17 protein-coding genes are annotated in these 19,123 nt (G+C 55.4%); 9 read left to right on the top strand and 8 right to left on the bottom strand.

The genetic code is table 11. The features are described 5' to 3' along the window. Positions 1-139 precede the first annotated feature (139 nt). From JXO50_05065 to JXO50_05030, 8 genes are all read right to left on the bottom strand, one after another. Positions 140-748, bottom strand: coding sequence for a DUF2179 domain-containing protein (locus JXO50_05065; protein MBN2332462.1), 609 nt, complete (start codon positions 746-748; stop codon positions 140-142). Positions 749-877: 129 nt separating this feature from the next. After that, positions 878-1,981, bottom strand: coding sequence for an NAD(P)/FAD-dependent oxidoreductase (locus JXO50_05060; protein ID MBN2332461.1), 1,104 nt, complete (start codon positions 1,979-1,981; stop codon positions 878-880). Then, on the bottom strand, positions 1,968-3,866 hold the full coding sequence (locus JXO50_05055) for a TRAP transporter permease (protein MBN2332460.1): 1,899 nt from the start codon (positions 3,864-3,866) through the stop codon (positions 1,968-1,970). Before JXO50_05055 ends, JXO50_05060 begins: the two co-directional genes overlap by 14 nt. Then, positions 3,863-4,354 (bottom strand): DUF1850 domain-containing protein, encoded by a 492-nt coding sequence (locus JXO50_05050; protein ID MBN2332459.1) that lies wholly within the window; start codon positions 4,352-4,354, stop codon positions 3,863-3,865. Before JXO50_05050 ends, JXO50_05055 begins: the two co-directional genes overlap by 4 nt. A gap of 107 nt (positions 4,355-4,461) precedes the next feature. Continuing rightward, a complete protein-coding gene (locus JXO50_05045) occupies positions 4,462-5,451 on the bottom strand; it encodes a TAXI family TRAP transporter solute-binding subunit (GenBank protein MBN2332458.1) in 990 nt (329 codons plus the stop codon). Positions 5,452-5,491: 40 nt separating this feature from the next. Further along, positions 5,492-5,911, bottom strand: coding sequence for a hypothetical protein (locus JXO50_05040; GenBank protein ID MBN2332457.1), 420 nt, complete (start codon positions 5,909-5,911; stop codon positions 5,492-5,494). A gap of 154 nt (positions 5,912-6,065) precedes the next feature. Beyond that, on the bottom strand, positions 6,066-6,593 hold the full coding sequence (locus JXO50_05035) for an alpha/beta fold hydrolase (GenBank protein ID MBN2332456.1): 528 nt from the start codon (positions 6,591-6,593) through the stop codon (positions 6,066-6,068). A 14-nt stretch (positions 6,594-6,607) separates the two neighbouring features. After that, on the bottom strand, positions 6,608-7,288 hold the full coding sequence (locus tag JXO50_05030) for a dienelactone hydrolase family protein (GenBank protein ID MBN2332455.1): 681 nt from the start codon (positions 7,286-7,288) through the stop codon (positions 6,608-6,610). A 114-nt stretch (positions 7,289-7,402) separates the two neighbouring features. On the opposite strand from JXO50_05030, the gene JXO50_05025 reads away from it, so the two are divergent. The 9 genes from JXO50_05025 to JXO50_04985 all read left to right on the top strand — a co-directional run bounded on the left by JXO50_05025 (position 7,403) and on the right by JXO50_04985 (position 18,991). Continuing rightward, complete coding sequence (locus JXO50_05025) at positions 7,403-7,627, top strand: hypothetical protein (GenBank protein MBN2332454.1); 225 nt, start codon at positions 7,403-7,405, stop codon at positions 7,625-7,627. Between the two features lie 76 nt (positions 7,628-7,703). Further along, positions 7,704-9,404 (top strand): glutamine--tRNA ligase/YqeY domain fusion protein, encoded by a 1,701-nt coding sequence (locus tag JXO50_05020; protein ID MBN2332453.1) that lies wholly within the window; start codon positions 7,704-7,706, stop codon positions 9,402-9,404. A 123-nt stretch (positions 9,405-9,527) separates the two neighbouring features. After that, the gene (locus JXO50_05015) at positions 9,528-11,003 is read left to right on the top strand and encodes an efflux transporter outer membrane subunit (protein MBN2332452.1); all 1,476 of its coding nucleotides are present in this window, start codon (positions 9,528-9,530) and stop codon (positions 11,001-11,003) included. A gap of 8 nt (positions 11,004-11,011) precedes the next feature. Next, positions 11,012-12,310, top strand: coding sequence for an efflux RND transporter periplasmic adaptor subunit (locus JXO50_05010; GenBank protein MBN2332451.1), 1,299 nt, complete (start codon positions 11,012-11,014; stop codon positions 12,308-12,310). Positions 12,311-12,312: 2 nt separating this feature from the next. Then, positions 12,313-13,035: an ABC transporter ATP-binding protein gene (locus JXO50_05005; GenBank protein MBN2332450.1), complete on the top strand. Its 723-nt coding sequence runs from the start codon at positions 12,313-12,315 to the stop codon at positions 13,033-13,035. Next, positions 13,035-14,240 (top strand): ABC transporter permease, encoded by a 1,206-nt coding sequence (locus tag JXO50_05000; protein MBN2332449.1) that lies wholly within the window; start codon positions 13,035-13,037, stop codon positions 14,238-14,240. Before JXO50_05005 ends, JXO50_05000 begins: the two co-directional genes overlap by 1 nt. 278 nt (positions 14,241-14,518) lie before the next feature. Next, complete coding sequence (locus JXO50_04995; protein ID MBN2332448.1) at positions 14,519-16,939, top strand: hypothetical protein; 2,421 nt, start codon at positions 14,519-14,521, stop codon at positions 16,937-16,939. After that, a complete protein-coding gene (locus JXO50_04990; GenBank protein ID MBN2332447.1) occupies positions 16,878-17,939 on the top strand; it encodes a phosphatidylserine decarboxylase in 1,062 nt (353 codons plus the stop codon). Before JXO50_04995 ends, JXO50_04990 begins: the two co-directional genes overlap by 62 nt. Next, the gene (locus JXO50_04985; protein ID MBN2332446.1) at positions 17,936-18,991 is read left to right on the top strand and encodes a prolipoprotein diacylglyceryl transferase; all 1,056 of its coding nucleotides are present in this window, start codon (positions 17,936-17,938) and stop codon (positions 18,989-18,991) included. Before JXO50_04990 ends, JXO50_04985 begins: the two co-directional genes overlap by 4 nt. The last annotated feature ends 132 nt before the right edge of the window (positions 18,992-19,123 follow it).

Here is a 19,123-nt window from a genome sequence, read left to right as displayed (position 1 = left end):
GACTGTCAAGCCCTTAAGAGAAACCGACAATACCGCTAGGCACAATCAATATCTTGCATGTCAGTTTTTCAATCATTCCTGCCAATTCTTCATAAATAGGGTCATCAATGAAGTCTGGCTGGCAAATCGGTTTTGAAGGCTATTTCACCTTTTTAGCTCCAATCAGTCCGGAGATGCTTGGTCGCCACCGATAATCGGTGGCCGAGAAGATGCCTCCAGAAACGAAGCGGACATCCTCGACCGAGTAGAATGCTCGGGGATTGAAACGCTTGATATACATGGTTACGAAAGGTAATTGGGAACGTTTGATGACGGTGAAGAGCAAATGCACCGGACCCGTAGAATCCTCTGCTTCAACCACGGTAAGACTAAAGTCTTCCTTTCTCAGGAAAGCAATCAACTCAGAAGCATCACGACCGGTAATTACCCGGACTATGACCTTACCCATGGCGAGCTTCTGCTCAAGACTGATGCCAAGATAATTGCCGATGGCAAAGCCGAGTGCATAGGCGAAATAGTTTGTAACGTTGGTTAGATTCTGCATGATCTGGCCAAGCGCAAACAACCAGATCAGGATTTCGAAGAATCCAAGGATGGGAGCAACCACCTTCATCCCCCGGGAGACAAGAATGATGCGCAGCGTTCCCAGAGATACATCGATGATTCTTGCAAGGCAAATGAGCAGTGGAACGACCACCCAGGTGAAGACGGGAGAGTTTGCAAGGTCATGCATGATTTTTTCTGCCAATACGTTTGTTAAGTCCTAGGCGTGATGTGCAGGGCATGAGGTGCAAGCCCCCATCATGTCTTGTGGTTAACTATAGTGAATGGCAGGAGTGAAGTCAATATAGAAGGGGTGAAAAGGTGTGGGTGAGTGCTAGCCGCCATAAGCAAGCAGGTTGGCGACTTCTTCAGCGATGGCCGGGGCCGCTGTCAGGCCCGGCGATTCAATGCCCAGCAGGTTGATGAACCCGGGCAAGCCGGAGGTTGATTCATCACGAATGATAAAATCCCGGAAATCGTCCGTAGGTCCTTGCAACCGGGGGCGGACGCCGGCCATATCCGGAGCCAGCCGGTTTATCTCAAGGGCTGGCAGATAGCGGCTGACCGCTTGATGGAAGAGGACTTTCCTGGTTTCATCAACCAGATAATCCGGTTCCGGCAGATACTGGAGGTCAGGACCGAAGCGCAACCGGCCACCGAGGTCAAGGGTGGCGTGAATTCCCAGACCATGGCCGGTGGGCGAGGGTGCAGGATAGATCAAGCGGTTGACGGGTGATGTGCCGCTATAACTGAAATAGGTCCCTTTGGCGTAGTAGAGCGGTGGGGTTGGAAGCCCGGCTTGGCGGCTGAGGTCACCAGCTCCGAGTCCGGCGCAGTTAATAACAGTTTTTGAGCGAAAAGCATAGCCATCGGGGGCAGTTTTCAGGGTGAATCCTGAGGCGGCCGGCTGGATTGTTTCAATAGTGGTGCCGAAGGCAAAAAGCACCTCCTGGCTTTTTGCCTGCTGATAATAGCAGCGCATCAGCTGATGGGAATCGATAATGCCGGTTGATGGTGAGAGGATGGCAGCCTGAGCCTGCACTGCCGGTTCCAGCCGGCTGGCATGTTCCCCGGTGATGATGCTCAGATCATCAACCCCGTTTTCAAACCCCCGCTGCACAATGAGGGCGAGCTGCTCCTCCTCCATGCGGTTGGCAGCGACAATCAGCTTTCCCAGTTGCCGATGGGCGATGGCATGACGCCGGCAGAGGTCGTAGAGTAACCGCCTGCCTCTGACGCACAGCCGGGCTTTGGCCGATGTCGATGGATAGTAAATGCCGGCGTGGATGACTTCACTGTTGCGGCTGCTGGTTTCGACGCCAAACCGATCATGCTTTTCCACGACCAGCAGATGGTGCCCGAGGCTTGGCGCCAGTTGGGCGGCGACCGCCAGCCCGACAACGCCGGCCCCGATAATGGTAACCTCAACGTTTTCCATCAAGCCACTGGCGACCGGCCAGCCCGGCGAGGAGCAGGGCGCCGCCGGCGCTGATGCCGTAATGGGGCCAGAGGAGCCCCAGGGCGGCACTGCCCATGAGTATGGTTTCAATAATATTTAGGCGTTTGATCAGAAAACGTTCGAGAAAACTGGTGAAGGCCACCAGCCCGAGGGTGGTGAACAGCATGGTCAGGATTACTTCCATTGGCGGGCCATTGCCCAGCAGCGGCCGGTAAGCCATGACAATGGGGATGACATACAGCCCTTTGGCGATTTTCCAGGAGGCAAAGCCGGTTTTCAGCGGCGAGGCGCCGGCAATCCCGGCGCCGGCAAAAGAGGCCAGCGAAACCGGTGGCGTGACATTGGCATCCTGGCTGTACCAGAAAACGATCATGTGGGCGACGATGATCGGCAGACCGAGATCCATCAGGGCCGGGCCGGCGAGAATGACCAGGACAATGTAGGAAGCGGTCACCGGCAGACCCATGCCCAGGACCAGGGAGGCCAGGCCGATGAGGATGATGGCCAGCAGCGGACTGCCGGCCGACAGGGAAACCACCAGGCTGGAAAATTTGAGTCCCAGGCCGGTGAGACTGACGCACCCGACAATAATCCCGGCGCAGCCGCAGGCCACCGATACCATCATGGCATTGCGGGCTCCGGTTTCAAGGCCGGCAATAATCTCTTTGAAGTTGAGACGGGTGGCCCGGCGAAGCATGGAGGTGGCCAGGGTTGAAACAACTGCGACAAAGCCGGCCATCATTGGGCTGTAGTTGTTGAACAGCACGTAGATCAGGATGATCACCGGCAGGAGGAAATGCAGCCCGTTTTTCATCGTCGGCCAGAAAGCCGGCAGATCGGCTTTGGCCATGGGTTTGAAGCCCTCTTTTTTGGCTTCGAAATGGACAAAGAAAAAGACGCTGAGATAGTAGAGAATTGCCGGGACGATGGCAATTTTGACGATATAGAGATAGGAGGTGTTGGTGAATTCCGCCATCAGAAAGGCCCCGGCGCCCATAATCGGCGGCATGATCTGCCCCCCGGTGGATGCTGCAGCTTCTATGGCTCCGGCAATATGGGGTTTGTAGCCCACCTTTTTCATCATCGGAATGGTGAACGAACCGGTGGTTACCACGTTGGCGACCGCGGACCCGGAAACCGAGCCCATGAAACCGCTGGCCAGGATGGCTGTTTTCGCCGGTCCGCCGGCAAGTCTGCCGGTCAGGCTGTAGGCCAGGTCAATGAAGAAATCACCGCCGCCGGTCAGTTCGAGAAAGGAGCCGAAGAGGATGAAAACGAAGACAAAGGTGGCGGCGACCCCAGTGGGCAGACCCCAGATTCCCTCGGTAGTCAGGTAGAGGGTGGTGACGATCCGCTCGATGCTGTAGCCTTTGTGGGCCAGCATCTCTGGCATCCAGGGGCCGAAATAGGTGAAAAGGAGAAAAATAATGGCAATGGCGGCCATGAAAAAGCCGATTACCCGGCGGGTGGCTTCCAACAGCAGCAGCAAAGCGATGGTCCCCATCACCACATCGGTGGTGGTCCAGTCCCCCTGCCGTTCAACAATACTATTGAATTCAATCCAGATATAGGCGCCGATGGTCAAGGTCAGCAGAATCAACAGCCAGTCGAGGACCATAAACAGGTCAACCCGGTTCTGGGATGCAGCCTTTATGGGCGGGTAGAGGGCAAATACCAGGACCATGATCAGGGTCAGGTGAACCGAGCGTTGGTAAATGGCTGCCAAGGGGGCAATGCCGGCGGTATAGAGCTGGAAGAGAGAGAGCCCGACTGCTGTTGCCGTAATGAAAAGAGCGGTTAGACCCCGCAGGTTGCGTCGGGAACTGGCGGTATTTTCCTCAATAACGATTGTTTCAGAATTCATTGTTTAAACTCAACGATGGCCCGGCATCCGGGAGCCAGGGCCGACAGGTTGATCTCCTTTTCCCGATAGATAATTGTATGGTCAACACCCGGCGATCCGATACGCAGGATAAAGTTGCCTACCGGATATTCGATGTTATCAATGGTGATCCAGCCGCCAGACTGGGTCAGGTGACCGTGCCCTTCCCAGTGTCCCAGACCGGCGCCAAACATGGTGAACCAGGTTTTTTCCAGAACCAGGCCGATGTCGGGGTCAAGACGAAAACGTTCAAAAATGGGTTTCTTATCAACCGAGTGAATATAGCGGATGACAAACGTTTCGCCGGGCTTGACTGCCAAAGCGGCAATGATTCGCCCCTGGCTGAAATCGCGAATTATCAGCCGTGATCCTTGTGGTTCGGCTGCCCAGCCCGTTATGGTCAGCAGCAACACTATGATGCCGGCAAACCACCAGCTGGCAGCCGGAATAGGACCTAATTGCTCGCGCATGTTTTTTATTGCTCTGGACCCGGCGGCCGCTGGCCACCGGGTCCATGGAAAAACTGTGGGATGCTGTCGAGAGACTGACAGCAGGTAAAACCATGCTTGTCATCGAGTTACTGGGCAATCAATTGTGCCGACACCTTAACCCCTTGTTCGCGAATATATCTGATGGCTCCGGGATGGAGTGGGATAGCGGAGTATTTTACCGCATTTTCCGGGGTCGTGTACTTGGCAAAGGGATGGATTTTCATCAGGTATTCCTGGTTTTCAAAGACCGCCTTGGTCAGCTTGTAGACCAGTTCCTCATCCAGGTCGGCATTGCAGATGAAGGTGTTCCAGACCGAAGCCGTATAGACATCCTGATCCTGGCCTTTGTAAATATTGGCCGGCAGGGCGTAGGGGGCGTAGAAGGGAAACTTGGCTGTCACCTGATCAATCTCCTCCTTGCTGAAGGGGATGACCTTAATGGCGTGGGTGGTGGCCAAATCCATGATTGATGAGGTGGGCGGTGCCACACACCAGATGCCCACATCAATGGAATTGTCTTTCAGGGCGTTGGCATTTTCATTGAACGACAATCTGAAGACATCGAATGAACTGTAGGGGATGTTGAGGGATTCCTGCAGAATCAGGTTGGACATGAACTCCGTACCGCTGCCCGGGGCACCGACGGATACCTTCTTGCCCTTAAGGTCGGAAATGGAGGCAAGACCTGAATCCTGGCGAGTGACAATATGAAAAACATTGGGGTACATGACAAACATACCGCGGATTTTCTGGGGTTTGCCATCAAATTTTCCGGTGCCGGTGTAGGCCTGGAAAGCAACATCACTCATGATCTCCCCGAACAGGGTTTCACCCCGGTCGCAGAGCTTGGTGTTTTCCACCGAGGCGCCGGTTACTTCGGCAACCGCTTTGACTCCCTTGACATGCTTGGTCCAGATTTCAGCAACCCCGCCGCCATAGGGATAGTAGACGCCGCCGGTGCCGCCGGTGCCAATGGAAACAAAGTTTGTCCTGGCGCCGACTGGCTGGATACCGAGGGTGAAAATAAAGCCTATAATTGCCACCAAGGTGGAAATGGGGATCGATTTTTTACTCATGATGGTTTCTCCTGCAAAAAAAGTTAAGGTGTTGCCTGCATCAGTTGGCCATGGTTTTCAGGACAACCAGTAATTTCTTCGAGTCGGTGGTTGTTTTGATGAACGGTACTTTGACCGTAACGGTTTCGCCGGGGTTGACGACCGGCGGTTTGCCCGTCCGGGGGATCAGGTGACCGGCGGCCTTATCCTGGTCGAGGAGAAAAATATTCAGGCGATAGCGTTGAGGGGTCGTCGTGGTGTTTTTAACCGATACCGTATAGGTCAGGGCCGGATCATTTTTGAAAGTACCCATTTCGCTAGTAAAAGAGGTGATTTCCGCCTGGTCAGTCAGCTGCCATTCAATAGCAGCCTGGCTGTCGACGTTGGCGGGTTTCCTGGTGGTGGCACAGCTGAGCATGAACAGGCATGCCATAACGGTGATCGTGGTAAACATAATGATCTTTCTGCTTGACGCTTCCATAATCCCTCCTTTTCCTGCCGGACTGGTTGATGATGGTTTTTCTTATCCTTCAGTAATAGGAAAACATTGTTTTGTCAATGGCTTGATAAATAATATCAGCATATAGCTGTTATTTGATATGTATAAAAAGTTTTACCTGTTGTCGAGGGATGCACTATCTTTGTTTGTCACGGCGCAGAATATTCTGGAGAAAGAGGGCGAACTGCTGTTCCACCGCCGGCAGCACGGTAACCAGCCGGTGGCTGTCGTCAAGGAGATGCAGGGGGAGGGCGTGGCGTCCAGCATAATCAATAATAAGGGCAGGGGGGATGATCTCGTCATGCCAGCCGTGGATAATCGCTGTCTGCCCGGCCGCCGGCACCGGATCCTGGTTGCGGCCGAATCCGGGAATGGCGATTGCTGGAGCCATCAGGAACAGTCCGGCCGGTTTCAGGGTTTCAGCCGCCACGGCGGCAACGTAACCCCCCATGCTTGAGCCTGCCAGAACCAGCAAAGCATCATCCTCCGTGGACCTTTGTTCAAGCAATTTCTCAACCCGCACATCGGGGTCATCCAGGCCGCGGTAATCAATGCTTTCAACCTCAAAGCCAGCCAGCCGGGCAATGGCCGCCAATTGTCTGATCTTTATTCCCCATGGGCCGCTCTCCTTGCCGTGGGAAAAGCAGACAAGGGGGGTTCCCATGTGCGTTGTGTCGTTCATGTCAGCCACCTGATCGTTTTTTCGATGATTGTCTTGAAGACCTCGGCCTCTTCTCTGCCCATTGTTTTCGGCAGATGAAATGAATGATCGCCGCCCTCGATGATCTCCAGTTTCCAGGGAGCCGGCAGCTTGTTCAAGACGGTCTGCATGCTGCCAAGATCACAGAGGCTGTCTCTGGTGCCGGCAAAATAAAGCTGCGGTACGATGATCTCATAGAGGTGGGCAGCGCGCAGCTGTTCTTTACGGCCGGGGGCGTGCAATGGATAGCCGAGAAAAATCAGTTTCTCAAGTCTCATTGCCTTTTTGGCCATCAGCTGGGCCATGACCCGGCCGCCCATCGATTTGCCGGCGCCGACAATTGCTGCCGGCTTGTACTGCGGACTGCGGGCAAAAAAATGGCTGGCTGCCAGCCAGGTTTGCTCCAGGACCATTTGTGGGTCAGGAGATTTTTTCCTCTGGTCGCTGTAGGGAAAGTTAAAACGCAGCGAGGGGTATCCAGCCTTGGCAAGCCCGCGGGTGAAGGCCACCAGCAGGGGCAGTTCCATGGTGTTGGCTGCGCCGTGGGCAATGATGATGCCGGTGCCCGTTCCCGGTTGGAATGCCGTTGGCAGGGTCATAATCCCGGAAACCGGGGGCAGCCCGTGCCCGAGGGGAATGCTGACGCGATCTTCCTGCATGAGAACTCCGGAAAATGAGATGATTTCTTTTTTCGAGTATGGCATACTTATGGTTATCCGGCAAGCCAAGGAATGACGTGTCTTTCCTTCTGACGATAAGGAAAACAATAACCTATGGGGAATTTTCTCGATAGCATCTCCTATCCAGTGCTGGCGCTGATTGCCGTTGTTGCTTTGCTGGCGCCTTTCTATCCCATGCCCCACGTAGTGGAAAAGCTGATCATGCTGAAGCAGGGGACACTGAAGAGGCCGCTTGATATTTTTGACCTTTTCTTTCATCTGACGCCACTTGTACTGCTGATCGCCAAGGCTGTCAGCGATGGTTTCAGCATTGGCTGACAGCTTGCCGGTTATGTGATTAATGTTGTTGTTTTAAGTAAGTTGCAACTTTTTTTAGTTTGGGAACGAGAGATCCATGGCAGGAGAAAATGTAAACAAGAGCGTAGTTGGTAATTTTATTCAGGAGATTATCACTGCTGACCGGCAAAGCGGCAAGCATGACGGCCGGGTGCTGACCAGGTTTCCACCGGAGCCCAACGGTTACTTGCACATCGGCCATGCCAAGTCCATCTGTCTCAATTTTGGCCTGGCGGCCAGAAACGGCGGCCTCTGCAACCTGCGTTTCGATGATACCAACCCCAGTAAAGAAGAGGTTGAGTATGTGGAGTCGATCAAGGAGGATGTCCGCTGGCTTGGCTTTGACTGGGGGGAACGGCAGTTTTTTGCCTCTGACTATTTTGCCGATTTTTACGACTATGCGGTTCAGTTGATCGAGCTTGGGAAAGCCTATGTCTGCGATCTGGGACCTGAGGAGGTAAGAGCCTATCGCGGCACCCTCACCGAGCCGGGGAAAGACAGTCCCTACCGGAACCGGCAGGTGGAGGAAAACCTTGAGCTCTTCGCCCGCATGCGGGCCGGCGAGTTTCCCGACGGTTCCCGGGTGCTGCGGGCGAAGATCGACATGCGTTCAGGGAATCTCAACATGCGGGACCCGGTTATCTACCGCATCCTGCGCGCCGAGCATCACCGGACCGGGAGTCAGTGGTGCATCTATCCCATGTATGATTTCGCCCATTGTCTGTCCGACTCCCTTGAAGGCATTACCCATTCCATCTGTACCCTGGAATTTGAAGATCATCGTCCCCTCTATGATTGGATTCTCGATCAGCTGCCGGTTTCCTGCCATCCCCAGCAGATTGAGTTTGCCCGCCTTAATCTGAGCTATACGGTGATGAGCAAGCGGAAACTTCTGCAGCTGGTGGAACAGGGGCTGGTGAGCGGCTGGGATGATCCCCGGATGCCCACCATTGCCGGTCTTCGCCGGCGTGGTTTTACCCCGGAGGCAATCCGGGATTTCTGCGATCGGATCGGGGTGGCCAAAAAAGACAGTACGGTGGATCTGGCGCTGCTGGAACACTGTCTGCGTGAGGATCTGAACCGCCGAGCGCTGCGGCTGATGGGCGTCCTGAGGCCGCTCAAAGTGGTGATCACCAATTATCCTGAAGGCCGGATGGAGGAGCTGGAAGCGATCAATAATCCCGAGGACCCGGCGGCTGGTACCCGGCTGCTGCCTTTTTCCCGTGAGCTTTATATCGAGCGGGATGACTTCCTGGAAGAGCCGCCGAAGAAATTTTTCCGTCTGACCCCCGGTCGGGAGGTGCGGCTGCGCTATGCCTACTACATCACCTGCGAGCGGGTGGTCAAAGATGAGCAGACCGGGGAGGTGCTGGAAGTTCACTGTACCTATGACCCTGAGACCCGGGGCGGTTCCTCGCCTGACGGCCGCAAGGTCAAAGGGACCATTCACTGGGTATCCGCCAGCCATGCCCGGGATGCCGAGGTGCGTCTCTATGATCGCCTGTTCACCCATCCCAACCCGGGTGGCGAGAGGGATGGCTCCGACTTCACCGCTTTTCTCAATCCCGGCTCCCTGGAAATCCTGGACGGTTGCAAGGTGGAACCAAGCGTGGTGGACCTGCCGACCGGTCAGCCGTTTCAGTTTGAGCGGCTGGGGTATTTCTGTGCCGATGTCCGCAGTTCGACAGCCGAGTCGCCGGTCTTCAACCGGGCGGTCACCCTGCGCGATTCCTGGGCCAAGGTGGCGGCAAAACAGTGAGCTAGTGCATGCAGAAGAAGAGTGTTGATGGCAGCTTCTCTGACCATTGACTGGTATTGAAGATGCTTTTTCCCCTTGGTTGCTTGTCCCGCCTGACAGCAGAGGTAATAAGGTGACCATGTCATGATCCCATCATGTCTCGGGTGGCACAACCAGCGAAAGGCCTATCTATGGCGTCGCCTTGTTGCGGTGCTGCAGCTCTCATTCTTCCTGTTCTTTGCCGGTTGTGCAGCTGTCGGTCCCGATTATGCGCCGCCGGAGCGCAGTGTTCCGGCTGCCTGGCATACGGAACTCAGGCAGGGTTTGTCAGGAGAGGCGGCGGATGTCCACCAGCTGTCCAGCTGGTGGGAGGTTCTTAATGATTCAGTTCTGACCAGTCTTATCGAACAGGCGGTTGACAATAATTTCGATCTGCAGCTGGCTGTGGCCAGGGTGCGGGAGGCCCGTGCCCGCCGGGGCATCAGTCGGGCTGCGCAGCTTCCTGCCATGGATGCCAGCGGGTTGGTCACCAGAAGTCAAAGCAGCGGCGGTGGCCCGACGCGCAACTTCTATGTTGTCGGTCTTGATGCCGGCTGGGAAGTGGATATCTTCGGTGGTGTGCGGCGCACTGTGGAGGCGGCCGAGGCGGAGCTTGCCGCCAGCCATGAGGGTCTGCGCGACGTCCTGGTGTCGTTGACTGCCGAGATCGCCCTGAATTACCTGGATACCCGTACGTTGCAGAGTCGCCTTGCCATTGCTGCAAGCAATCTGGCCATGCAGCAGCAGACCTTTGACTTGGTCAACGCGCGCTGCCAGGCCGGACTCAGTGATCAATTGGCTTTGCAGCAGGCGCGCTATAATCTGGAGAGCACCAGATCCCGGATTCCTACACTGCGCAGCAGCCTGGAAGAGGCAAAAAACCGGTTGGCCGTCCTGGCCGGGGCAGTGCCAGGCAGTGTCCATGAGCTGTTGGCGGAAGCCCGGCCGATTCCGGTCATCCCTCCGATGGTGGCCGTCGGGGTGCCGGCTGAAGCGTTGCGGCAGCGGCCGGATATCCGGCGGGCGGAATACGATCTTGCCGCCCAGACGGCCCGCATCGGGGTAGCTACGGCAGATCTTTACCCAAAATTCCGACTGGCCGGCTCCATTGGCCTGGAATCCCTCTCTTCAACCGAGTTGTTCACCTCCACCAGTAAGAACTGGAGCATCGGTCCCCGTGTGTCATGGAACATCTTCGATGCGGGAGCCATTCGGCAAAACATTGAGGTACAGTCTGCGATCCAAGAGCAGTATGTGTGTGCCTACGAAGCGGCAGTGCTGGGCGCCTTGGAAGAGGTGGAGAACGTCCTTGCCGCCTATGCCGAAGAGCAGCTGCGCCGGGAGCGGCTGGTTGACGCAGTGGATGCCGCCCGCCAGGTTGAAGCGTTGGCGGCGATTCAGTACCATGCCGGTCTAGTGGACTTTGCGGCAGTGCTGGACGCCCAGCGGTCGCTGCTCTCCTTTGAAGATCAGCTGGCCGAAAGTGATGGCATGGTCACCGCAAACCTGGTTCGGCTGTACAAGGTCCTTGGAGGGGGATGGCGTTCATCGTCAACCCTGCAATTTCCGGGAAAAGGATAAAAAAGACCATGAACACAACAGAGATGGCTGGCAGCGCTGACCTGAAAAAAACCCTGGGACTGGAGCCGTCCGCCGGCAGGAACAAACATCTTAATCGCCTGCTGGTTTGGGGCGTGCTGCTGGTGGTGGTCATTGTTGTCTCCCTTCGATGGATTACGGGGCGCAATGACCAGGCAATAGAGTACCAGACCGTGGCGGCGCAGCGCGGTGATTTTACCGTCACCGTCACTGCCACCGGCAACCTGCAGCCGACCAATCAGGTGGATGTGGGCTCCGAGGTTTCCGGCACCATCGCATCCGTGGCAGTGGATTACAACGATGTTGTCAAGGCCGGCCAAGTGCTGGCCAGAATCGATACCACCAAGCTTGAAGCCCAGGCAAACCAGTCGCGGGCCGCCGTGGCATCGTCCCGGGCCAACCTGCACCAGGCCCAGGCCAGCCTGTTTGAAGCCGAAAAGGAGTTGGAGCGGTTAGCCCGGACCCGTGAACTCAGCGGGGGCAGGATACCCTCGGTGCATGATTTCGATGCGGCCGAGGCGGTACTCAAACGTGCCCGGGCAAGTGAAGCTATGATTCGGGCCAATATCGCCGAGGCGGAGGCAAGACTTCGGGTTGACCAGACCAACCTGGAAAAGGCGATCATTGTTTCACCGATCAACGGCGTGGTTCTCAAACGCAGCGTCGAGCCGGGGCAGACGGTGGCCGCGTCCCTGCAGGCTCCAGTGCTTTTCACCCTGGCAGAGGATCTGACCAAGATGGAACTCCATGTGGATGTGGATGAGGCTGATGTGGGGCAGGTAAGGGAGGGACAGCAGGGTACTTTTATGGTGGATGCCTATCCGGATCGCACCTTTCCCGCCCATATTGTTCAGGTGCGCTACGGTTCCCAGTCTTCTGAAGGGGTGGTGACCTATCTGACCGTTCTCAATGTTGACAATTCAGACCTCTCCCTGCGCCCCGGCATGACCGCCACGGCAGATATCGTGGTCAGACAGGTTACTGATGCCCTGCTGGTGCCAAATGCCGCCTTGCGGTATCTTCCGCCTCAGCCGGAAGTAAAATCTGCCGCCAAGGCGGGCGGCAGCCTGCTGAGCAAACTCTTTCCCCGTCCTGCCCGCACCGGGCCTCGGAAAAGTGCTGAAAGTACCGGCCGGAAAACGCAGCGAGTCTGGACCTTGCGCGACAACCAGCCGGTGGCAGTCCCGGTTACCACCGGCGCCACCAACGGCGTTATGACCGAAATTATCAGCGGCGACATCAGCCCAGATATGCCGTTGATCCTTGAATCAGTCAGTAAAAGGAAGTGAGTATGGCTGGCAATTCCCATCCGGAGCATCATTCCTTGGTGGAACTGCAGGGAGTAACCAAGGTGTACGGCAGTGGGACGGCGGCCATGCGGGCTCTGCGGGGGGTCGATCTGCGCATTGACGAGGGTGAATTCGTTGCGGTCATGGGGCCGAGCGGTTCCGGCAAATCAACCTGCATGAACATTCTCGGCTGTCTCGATACGCCGACAGACGGTGCATACCTGTTCAAGGACGTTGCGGTTGGTTCCTTGACCAGAAATCAACGGGCTTTGCTGCGGCGCCATTATCTGGGGTTTGTCTTCCAGGGATTCAACCTGCTGAATCGCACGTCGGCCCTGGAAAATGTTGAACTGCCCCTGCTGTACCGGGGGATCAAAAGCGAGGAGCGTCACCGCCGGGCCACCGGTGCTTTGGCGGCCGTGGGCCTGACCGGCTGGGAAGCTCACACGCCGGGTGAGCTTTCAGGCGGCCAGCAGCAGCGGGTGGCCATTGCCCGGGCCATCGTTACCGAACCGGCCGTACTGCTGGCCGACGAACCGACGGGCAACCTTGATACGGCCCGCAGCCTTGAGATTATGGAACTGCTCACCTCATTCAACCGGGATCGGGGCATCACGATTATCATGGTCACCCACGAGCAGGAAATGGCCCGTTTTGCCAGACGGGTGGTGCAATTTCGGGATGGACTGGTATGGGTTGATAAGAGCAATGGGGAGGTGGGCTGATGCTGACTAATACCTTGCTTCTTGCCCTCCGGGAGATTCGGCGCAACGTCCTGCGCTCGTTTCTGACCATTCTCGGCATTGTTATCGGCGTGGCTGCGGTCATTGTTATGGTTACCATCGGTGCCGGTGCCACGGCCCAGGTTACCGAGCAGATAGCCAGTCTGGGCAGCAACCTGCTGATGATCCGGGTTGGCCAGCACATGGGTGCCGGACAGACATCGGCGGCGCCGCCTTTTGATCTTGCCGATGTTCAAGCTCTTTACCGGGAGATCCCTGCCATCACCGCCGTTGCCCCTTCATCTTCCCAAAAAATCACCGCGGTTTACAGCAATGCCAACTGGTCCACCACGGTTTCTGGTGTTGACAACCAGTTCTTTGCCGTGCGCAACTGGACGATTGAGACCGGCCGCCAATTTCTTGATACGGAATTGCGTTCCGGCAAGGCGGTCTGCGTTATCGGGGCTACGGTGGCCAAAGAGCTTTTCGGCAGGCAGGCCCCGCTTGACAACAAGATTCGTCTAGGCAGTTTCTCCTGTCAGATTATCGGTGTGCTGGAGGCCAAGGGCCAGTCCACGTTCGGTTCTGATCAGGATGATCTCGTCCTAGTGCCGCTGCGCACATTTCAGCGGCGGATTGCCGGTAATCAGGATATCGGTCTGATCCAGGTTTCCGTGGCAGAGGGCCGGTCAACGGACAAAGCCAAAAGCGACATCGAGTACCTGCTGCGCGAACGCCGCCATGTCTCAGGTTCGGAAAATGATAATTTCCAGGTGCGCGACATGAAGGAAATTACCAGAATGCTCACCGGTACCACCCAGATACTCACCAGTCTGCTGGGCGCGGTGGCGGCGGTCAGTCTGCTGGTGGGTGGGATCGGCATCATGAATATCATGCTTGTCTCAGTGACCGAACGAACCAGAGAGATCGGCATTCGGCTGGCAATCGGCGCCCTCGAACGTGAGGTGCTGCTGCAGTTTTTGGTGGAGGCGGTGGTGCTTTCCTCCTTCGGTGGCATCATTGGTATTGTCCTCGCCCTATCGACCTCCATCGGCCTTGCCAGCCTCTTGAACATCCCCTTTGTTTTCAACCTTGGCATCATGGTCATCGCCTTTCTCTTTTCCGCGGCGGTCGGTATTGTTTTTGGCTTTTTCCCGGCCAGAAAGGCAGCCCGTCTTGATCCCATCGATGCCCTGCGCCACGAGTAGAACCTGTCTTTCGTCAATAGAAAACTTTTAGATGTTTAACAGCGGTTTTGGCTCATTGCCAGTCTAATGGGAGCCTGGCCTGCCTGACCGGCAAAAGAAGAGCGTGTACTTGCTGTACAATGACGAAAAGAGCCATTCCTAGGGGAATGGCTCTTTTCGTCTTAACCGGAAATTTAGCCCATCTTAAGAACATCTTGATGTGATGTTACTATAAAAGGTCCCGGTCAAACATCATCTATGCAGCCTGACGCAGCACCTTGCTTGGAGACAGGATTCTTTTGATAAAAAACAAAGCAATTACTTTGGTCGGGAGTCTCATCACCAGTGATGTCGGGGAGTTTGCCGGCTGGTGCCATGACTGCCAGCCTTTCACTCCGGAAGACCTGACCGGAGGTGTGGAGACCGAGCTGCAGACCGCAGTACTTGGTTCCCGCAACGATGTCGATCTGCCTCTGCTCATTGAACAGTCCAACTATTTTGCCAATATTATCAAGCGGTCTACAGCTGGTGATCTGCCACGCCGGGCGCTTACTGACCTGGAACGTTATCTTGATAATAATCGGGATGGAGTGTGGGAAAATAGTTGGGTGCGCTTTCCCCGGCATCTCCTTTCTTCCTGGACAGCAGACATCCTGAACCATGATCTGCTGGCTGACAAGGAAAATCCGGCGGTCGGCAGTCGTCATGACCTCAGCCGCTATACTGTTTGCCGAGACGGTGGTGAAGAGCTTATCCGGGTACCCATGAGCTACCTGCTGAAACTGGCTCTGGTGGAAGCCGCCGGTAACCCGTCCGAGAATTCGGTAGTGGCTGGTTTGTGCCATACGTGGCTGATGCACCATTTTATCAATGATAATACTTCACCGGAGACCACTTCTTTTTACGTCGTATCTTCAGCTGCGGAAGGTGTGGGTGCTCCTCTGGCAAGAGAAAACAGCAGGCGGTATCTGCTCACCCAGCTGCTTTCAGCCTATGCCAACCAACGCTTTGATCTTGTCCGGCGTGGGCAGGAATGTATTGCTTATCTGGCCCCCCACCCACCTCTGCGGCAAAAGATCCTGAACGGCTCTATCAGTGATGCCTTCTATCGGGAACTTTTTATGAGTCCCTGTCTTTCGGGTTGGCGTCGTGGTGAAGAAAAAGCTTCCTATATGTCTCTTTGCCACCAGGCGTTAAGCCGCAGCCAGTTGCACTGTGTTGCCAAGCTGCGGGAGGCCGGCATCATTAACCACAACCTGGTGGTTCTGCCCAATGTTTCCAACACCAGCCTGGCCAACAACGGTACTCATATAAGTCTTGGGAGCCGTTGTCTGAGTACGCGCCTGGCAGCCGGAGGCCATGAGAGCCAGAGGGCGGAAAAAAAGTTCAGCGATCTGGTTGTTAAATTCATTGAACATTTCCTGCCCCTTTTTGTCGGTGCCTATTCCGCAGCGCCCTATCGTCTGGCCTTTGAAGAGTTTCATCCCGAATCTGTTCTTGGTTTTCTGCCGCATGAACTTGACTATACCCATCTGCGGATGTTCTGGCGGCGCTGGAAGAAAAAGGCCGGCCTGAGCTTTCTTGGCCGTCCACTGACCCCGTTCGGTCCATTATGGTTGGATCGTCTGCTGGCTGCCGGTTTGCGGCTCAAGGGCGACTGGGTGGCTGATTACCGCCTCATTGATTACCTGGTATCGCCTCTCAGTACTGATCGGAGTCCGGCGTTCGATGGTTCCCTGGGGAGTCAGGAGCGTTTGAAAAAGGATCTGGCGGCGTTAGGTGTTTTTGACGAATCTATGGCCCTTTATGTCTTATGCCGTCCGCGGACCCTTGCTACCCATGGGTACTGCGGTTTCGAAGGCCGTCATTACAGCCTTTTTGATGATCTAGATGATGATTTGAAGCGATCGGCAAACCTGCAGGCCTTGTTGACGGCGGTGGCCAGCCAGATGATTCTCAACGGTAGTTTTTCCCATCGGCAGGTGCCGGATGATCCGGTCATTGAAAGTGAGCGCCGGCAGATATTTTTTGGGGCTGCCGCTGGTTTGCCGACATTTTATGTCCACCGGAACAGTGGTAATCGCTTCCTTGCCAATCTCCTGGTCCATATACCAGGGGTGCGGAACAGCCGACGATATCCCGGCTACTGGCGGGTTGGCAACCAGGCATATCGTCTGGCGCTGATCGATTATCTGCGCCGGGAGGCCCCTGCACAGGTGGAACAATTTGCTGCCACAGAGCTGCTCGATGATCTGCAGCAGCGGTTGCTGGATAAGGATTATGCGGTTGCCGGCCGCCTCACCAAAAAGATTCTTGGCGGTTGCTGCCGATCACCTCTGCAGATGAAAGCGGCAGAATTCAACGACCAGGCCGAACTCTTTTATCGTCAAGACCTGCGGCAACAGCACTTCAGGAAGGCGTGGCGGCAATGGGAAAATGATTGCCATGCCCTGGAAAAACAGGCGGAGGCACACCGGGAAATCGCCGCTGAACTACAGAAAATTACCGGTCCTGATGGACTTGACGTTGCTTCGTTTCTGCGGCGGGTCGAGCCCCAAATCCGCCAGGAAAATGGAGATGTCAACCTGCTTGAACGCCTGATCAGGTTGTTGATGCTGACTATCTATCTGGATCGAAAGCGCTTCGGGTATAATCATCATGATATTAAGGAGGAGTCCTACCTTGCTGAGCCATCAATACATCGAGCGGCGAACCAGTAGAATCATTGATGAAAAACTCTATGCCGACCGGGTGATCCAATTTCTCTATTCCCAGGTGCGCGAACATGCGGCGCCGTTGTTCAGAGCCTTTACCAGCTGCTGGGCCACCAAAACGCTGGGCAGCTTCAATTTTGACCTGCCCTTGTGCTGCCAGGTGGAGCGATTGAAAAAATTCATGCGGCGGGCAGGGGTCGATTTTTCTGAATGTCTTGTTCCTGAAAGTGAGCTGACGACGGCCAGAAAGATTTTTGAGCGCCAGATTCGCTACTGGGAATGCCGCCCCATGAATAATCTCCCTGCGGCGATTGTTTCACCGGCCGATGCGCTGCTGCTGGTGGGCTCACTGGCTCCCAACTCGACCATTTTTCTTAAAAATAAGTTTTTCACCTATGAAGAACTGCTGGGTCTTGACCGCTCCCGCTGGTTATCGGCTTTCAGGGGGGGGGAGATCGCGATCTTCAGGCTCACCCCGGATAAGTACCACTACAACCATCTTCCAGTCAGCGGGCGCATTATAGACTTTTATGAGTTGCAGGGGGATTACCATTCCTGCAACCCCGGTGCCGTTGTTCGGGAGGTGACTCCTTTTTCAAAAAACCGGCGGGTGGTTACCATCATTGATACCGATTGTGAGGGGGGAAGCCAGGTTGGCCTGGCGGCCATGGTCGAAGTGGTTGCCCTGATGATCGGCGAGATTGTCCAATGTTACAGCAGTGAGGCATACAATAATCCCTGTCAATTGGAGATTGGTATGATGGTCCAGAAAGGTCAGCCAAAGAGTCTCTACCGGCCCGGCAGCAGTACGGACATCCTGCTTTTTCAGAGGGGAAAAGTTCTTTTTTATCCCGATTTACTGGCCAACCGAAAAACCACCGCGGTCCACAGTCGTTTCAGCACCGGATTTTCCACCCCCATGGTGGAGACCGAAGTTGCCGTGCGCTCCTCCATTGCCCTTGGCGTTGGCTCGCTCCATGGAGAGACTTATGGTGATAACCAATGACGGCGATAATGTTCGTGGCGACGCTGGCCGGCCTGCTGACCGTTATTTTCTGGTGGAGCTTTACTCATCTTACCAGGGAACGCTGGCAGATGCTGGCTGTTATTCCTGTCAGAAGACGTCCGGATGGCCAATGGACGGGCGTTAACCTGACCTATTATGGTCTGCTTTCCGCCAATGCCTATCTGCTGGCCGCTGCCCTGGTCCTGGTTATGTTCGGGTCGCTCGGTATCAATCTGCAGCCTGCGGTTATGCTGGTGGCGATCATGCTGGCTGTTTGCATCCCTGCCGCCAGCATTATGGCTCGTCTGGTTGAAAGGAAAGGTGCCACTCTGACGGTAGCCGGGGCCGTTTTTGTTGGCAACCTGGTCCTACCCTTCCTCGTCATGCTTCTCAACCGGTTTTTATGGGCAGGAAGCTGGATGACCCCCTTGGCGGTCATGCCGATTATGGCGGCGGTAGCCGTAGCCTACGCCGTGGGTGAAGGAGCTGGCCGACTTGCCTGTATCAGTTTCGGCTGCTGTTACGGCCGGCCGTTGGTTCACTGTTCCCCCTGGTGTCGCTTTCTTTTTGCAAAATTCAACTTTGTTTTTACTGGTAAGACCAAAAAAGTTGCTTACGAGGCTTGCCTGGATGGCACCTCTCTGATCCCTATCCAGGGGGTTACCGCCATTATCAATTGCGGGGCCGGCCTGGTGGGCTTGTGGTTTTTCCTGATGGGACACTATGGGCTGACATTTCTACTGGTGGTTGTCGTTACCCAGGGGTGGCGATGCTTTTCTGAATTTATGCGGGCCGATTACCGGGGCGGTGGCCGTTGGAGTGCTTACCAGGTCATGGCCATCCTGACGATCTTCTATGATATCGGCATGGCCTGGCTGTTGCCGGCCAGCGTGGCAGGCATTCCTGATCTACCAACTGGTTTGACATCCCTCTGGCAGCCGCTTGCCATTTTCATGCTGCAGGCCATCTGGCTTCTCACCCTTTTTCATACCGGCCTCAGCCGGGTTACCGGCGCATCGCTTTTATTCCACTTAAAGGAAGAAAAAGTGTGATGGAAGGTAGGAGGCCATCGAACTAGGAGTGCTTAGCGGCATATCTTCCCCCCACAATTTAATAAACAATTCACCAGTCTTTTATCGCTACCTTATATTATTCCCCTATTGTCCAAGCTGAGAAGAGCAGTG

This window comes from Candidatus Anaeroferrophillus wilburensis, assembly GCA_016934315.1.
GTDB classification, from domain to species: Bacteria; Desulfobacterota; Anaeroferrophillalia; order Anaeroferrophillales; family Anaeroferrophillaceae; genus Anaeroferrophillus; species Anaeroferrophillus wilburensis.
Note: the sequence above shows the minus strand (reverse complement) of the source record. Positions and strands in the feature narration are given on the sequence as shown.

Bases quoted from the DNA above. Each gene is read 5' to 3' on its own strand.
- JXO50_05035 (MBN2332456.1), bottom strand. From the start codon at position 6,593: ATGGGAACCCCCCTTGTCTGCTTTTCCCACGGCAAGGAGAGCGGCCCA.
- JXO50_05015 (MBN2332452.1), top strand. From the start codon at position 9,528: ATGATCCCATCATGTCTCGGGTGGCACAACCAGCGAAAGGCCTATCTA.
- JXO50_05025 (MBN2332454.1), top strand. From the start codon at position 7,403: ATGGGGAATTTTCTCGATAGCATCTCCTATCCAGTGCTGGCGCTGATT.
- JXO50_04990 (MBN2332447.1), top strand. From the start codon at position 16,878: ATGATATTAAGGAGGAGTCCTACCTTGCTGAGCCATCAATACATCGAG.
- JXO50_05000 (MBN2332449.1), top strand. From the start codon at position 13,035: ATGCTGACTAATACCTTGCTTCTTGCCCTCCGGGAGATTCGGCGCAAC.
- JXO50_05050 (MBN2332459.1), bottom strand. From the start codon at position 4,354: ATGCGCGAGCAATTAGGTCCTATTCCGGCTGCCAGCTGGTGGTTTGCC.
- JXO50_05040 (MBN2332457.1), bottom strand. From the start codon at position 5,911: ATGGAAGCGTCAAGCAGAAAGATCATTATGTTTACCACGATCACCGTT.
- JXO50_05020 (MBN2332453.1), top strand. From the start codon at position 7,704: ATGGCAGGAGAAAATGTAAACAAGAGCGTAGTTGGTAATTTTATTCAG.
- JXO50_05005 (MBN2332450.1), top strand. From the start codon at position 12,313: ATGGCTGGCAATTCCCATCCGGAGCATCATTCCTTGGTGGAACTGCAG.
- JXO50_05045 (MBN2332458.1), bottom strand. From the start codon at position 5,451: ATGAGTAAAAAATCGATCCCCATTTCCACCTTGGTGGCAATTATAGGC.
- JXO50_05030 (MBN2332455.1), bottom strand. From the start codon at position 7,288: ATGCAGGAAGATCGCGTCAGCATTCCCCTCGGGCACGGGCTGCCCCCG.
- JXO50_04985 (MBN2332446.1), top strand. From the start codon at position 17,936: ATGACGGCGATAATGTTCGTGGCGACGCTGGCCGGCCTGCTGACCGTT.
- JXO50_05060 (MBN2332461.1), bottom strand. From the start codon at position 1,981: ATGGAAAACGTTGAGGTTACCATTATCGGGGCCGGCGTTGTCGGGCTG.
- JXO50_05010 (MBN2332451.1), top strand. From the start codon at position 11,012: ATGAACACAACAGAGATGGCTGGCAGCGCTGACCTGAAAAAAACCCTG.
- JXO50_05055 (MBN2332460.1), bottom strand. From the start codon at position 3,866: ATGAATTCTGAAACAATCGTTATTGAGGAAAATACCGCCAGTTCCCGA.